Annotated in this window: 1 protein-coding gene; it reads left to right on the top strand. The window is 68.0% G+C overall.

The genetic code is table 11. From position 1 onward, the window contains the following. The coding region (gene purL, locus AC1DYI_RS30020; RefSeq protein WP_477207777.1) for a phosphoribosylformylglycinamidine synthase at positions 1-3,404 on the top strand (3,404 nt) is incomplete at its 5' end. Positions 3,405-3,429 lie beyond the last annotated feature (25 nt).

Below are 3,429 nucleotides of genomic sequence, written 5' to 3'. Positions count from 1 at the left end.
AGATCGACTACCTCGTCAACGCCTTCACCGGGCTGAAGCGCAACCCGACCGACGTCGAGCTGATGATGTTCGCGCAGGCCAACAGCGAGCACTGCCGCCACAAGATCTTCAACGCCGAGTTCACGATCGACGGCGAAAAGCAGCCGCTGTCGATGTTCGGCATGATCCGCCACACCGAAAAGACCAACCCGCAGCGCAGCATCGTCGCCTACAGCGACAACGCGGCGGTGATGGAAGGCGGCCCGGTCGAGCGCTGGTTGCCCGAAGGCTTCACCAACGCGCCGAAGTACGGCGCGCGCCAGGAAACGGCGCACGTGCTGATGAAGGTGGAAACGCACAACCACCCGACGGCGATTTCGCCGTTCCCGGGCGCTTCCACCGGCTCCGGCGGCGAGATCCGCGACGAGGGCGCCACCGGCCGCGGCGCCAAGCCCAAGGCCGGCCTGACCGGCTTCTCGGTCTCGAACCTGAACCTGCCGGGCACCAACGAACCCTGGGAAACCAGCCCCTACGGCAAGCCCGAGCACATCGCCAGCCCGCTGCAAATCATGACCGAAGGCCCGCTGGGTGGCGCTGCCTTCAACAACGAGTTCGGCCGGCCCGCACTGGGCGGCTACTTCCGCGTCTTCGAGCAGACGKTGGGCGAGGGCGCCAACGCCATTCGCCGCGGCTACCACAAGCCGATCATGATCGCCGGCGGCCTGGGCACCATCAGCGACGGCCAGACCCACAAGCTGCCCTTTGGCGCCGGCACGCTGCTGATCCAGCTGGGCGGCCCGGGCATGCGTATCGGCATGGGCGGTGGCGCCGCCAGCTCGATGGCGGCCGGCACCAACACTGCCGCGCTCGATTTCGATTCGGTGCAGCGCGGCAACCCCGAAATCCAGCGCCGGGCGCAAGAGGTGATCAACCACTGCTGGGCGCTGGGTGAAAACAACCCGGTCGTCGCAGTCCATGACGTGGGCGCTGGCGGCATCAGCAACGCCTTCCCGGAACTGGTCGACGGGGCCGAGAAGGGCGCGCGCTTCGACATGCGCAAAGTGCCACTGGAAGAAACCGGCCTGGCGCCGAAGGAAATCTGGTGCAACGAGAGCCAGGAGCGCTACGTCCTGGCCGTCAACCCCGACCTGCTGCCGCTGTTCGAGCAGATGTGCGAGCGCGAGCGCTGCCCGTTCTCGATCGTCGGTGTCGCCACCGACGACAAGGAGCTGATCCTCGAAGACGGCCCCGGCGGCGAGCGCGTGATCGACATGCCGATGGACGTGCTGCTGGGCAAGCCGCCCAAGATGCAGCGCGACGTGACCCGTGTCGCCCGTGAACTGGCGCCTTTGAACCTGACTGGCGTCGAGCTGAAGAAGGCAGCGCTCGACGTGCTGCGCCACCCGACCGTGGCCAGCAAGCGCTTCCTGGTGACGATCGGCGACCGCACCGTCGGCGGCCTGAACCACCGCGACCAGATGGTCGGCCCATGGCAGGTGCCGGTGGCGGATTGCGCGGTCACGCTGGCCGACTACAGCGGCCTGCGCGGCGAGGCGATGAGCATGGGCGAGCGCACGCCGCTGGCCGCGCTGGACGCGCCGGCCTCAGGCCGCATGGCGGTGGCCGAAGCCATCACCAACCTGCTGGCCGCGCCGATCACGCTCGAGCACGTCAAGCTCAGCTGCAACTGGATGGCCGCTTGCGGTGAACCGGGTGAAGACGCGGCGCTGTACGAGACGGTCAAGGCCGTCGGCATGGAGCTGTGCCCGGCGCTCGGCATCGGCGTGCCGGTCGGCAAGGATTCGCTGTCGATGCGCACCCGCTGGCAAGACGCCGGCGTGCAGAAGCAGGTCGTCGCCCCGGTCTCGCTGATCGTCACCGCCTTCGTTACGCTGGACGACGTGCGCGGCACGCTGACGCCGCAGCTGCAAGACGGCGACACCACGCTGATCCTGGTTGACCTCGGCGCCGGCAAGGCCCGCATGGCCGGCTCGATCCTGGCGCAGACGCTGCAGCAGTTTGGTGACGCGGTGCCCGATCTGGACGACGCGGCGCGCTTGAAGTCGCTGGTCGCGGCGGTCAATGAACTGCGTGGCCAAGGCAAGCTGCTGGCCTACCACGACCGCTCCGACGGTGGCCTCTGGGCGGCTGCCTGCGAAATGGCTTTCGCCGGCCACCGCGGTGTCAGCCTGAACGTCGACATGCTGGTCACCGAGGGCGATGGCATCAGCGACAGCCGTGCCGAGATGGGCGACTCGAAGAACTGGGCCAGCCAGGTCAGCGGCCGCCGCGATGAGCTGACACTGAAGGCGCTGTTCAACGAAGAGCTGGGTGCGCTGGTCCAGGTCAAGACAGCCGATCGCGATGCGGTGCTAGCCACGCTGCGCGCCCACGGCCTGTCGACCCTGAGCCATGTCGTCGGCAAGACCAACGACAAGCAGGTGGTCGAAGTCTGGCGCGACGCCAAGGCCCAGTTCAGCGCCCCCTTACGCGAGCTGCACCAGGCCTGGGACGACGTCAGCTGGCGCATCAGCCGGATGCGCGACAACCCGGTGGGCGCCGACAGCGAACACGCCGCCGCCGGTGGCGATGACCCGGGCCTGCACATCCACCTGACCTACGACCCGGCCGAAGACATCGCCGCGCCGTTCATCAACAAGACCCGGCCGAAGCTGGCGATCCTGCGCGAGCAGGGCGTCAACAGCCATGTCGAGATGAGCTACGCGATGGCGAAGGCCGGCTTCGACACCTTCGACGTGCACATGAGCGATCTGCACGCTGGTCGCGCACGGCTGGACCAGTTCCAAGGCTTCATCGCCTGCGGTGGCTTCAGCTACGGCGACACGCTGGGGGCCGGAGAAGGCTGGGCCCGCTCGGTGATGTTCAACCCGGTGCTGGCCGAGCAGTTCGCTGCCTTCTTCGCCCGCAGCGACAGCTTTGCGCTCGGCGTGTGCAATGGCTGCCAGATGATGGCGGCGCTCAGCCCGATCATCCCCGGCGCGCAGGACTGGCCGAAGTTCGTCCGCAACAAGAGCGAGCAGTTCGAAGGCCGGCTGGCGATGGTCGAGGTGCTGGACAGCCCGTCGATCTTCTTCACCGGCATGGCCGGCAGCCGCGCACCGATCGCGGTCGCCCACGGCGAAGGCTTTGCCGACTTTTCGCAGCGCGGCAACGCGACCCGGGTGCACCGCGCGATGCGCTTCGTCGACGGCCACGGCGCGCCAACCGAGGTCTACCCGTTCAATCCAAACGGCAGCCCCGAAGGCCTGACCGCGGTGACCACGGCCGACGGCCGCTTCAGCGCGCTGATGCCACACCCCGAGCGCGTCTTCCGCCACGCGCAGATGAGCTGGACGAACGGCGACATCACCACGGTCAGTCCGTGGATGCGGATGTTCCGCAACGCGCGGCGGTGGGTGGGCTGACCGTTGTTGCTGGCCTAACGGAGCC

It is taken from the genome of Ideonella sp. P3_A4, from assembly GCF_056403075.1.
This window is presented reverse-complemented; position numbering and strand designations above follow the sequence as displayed.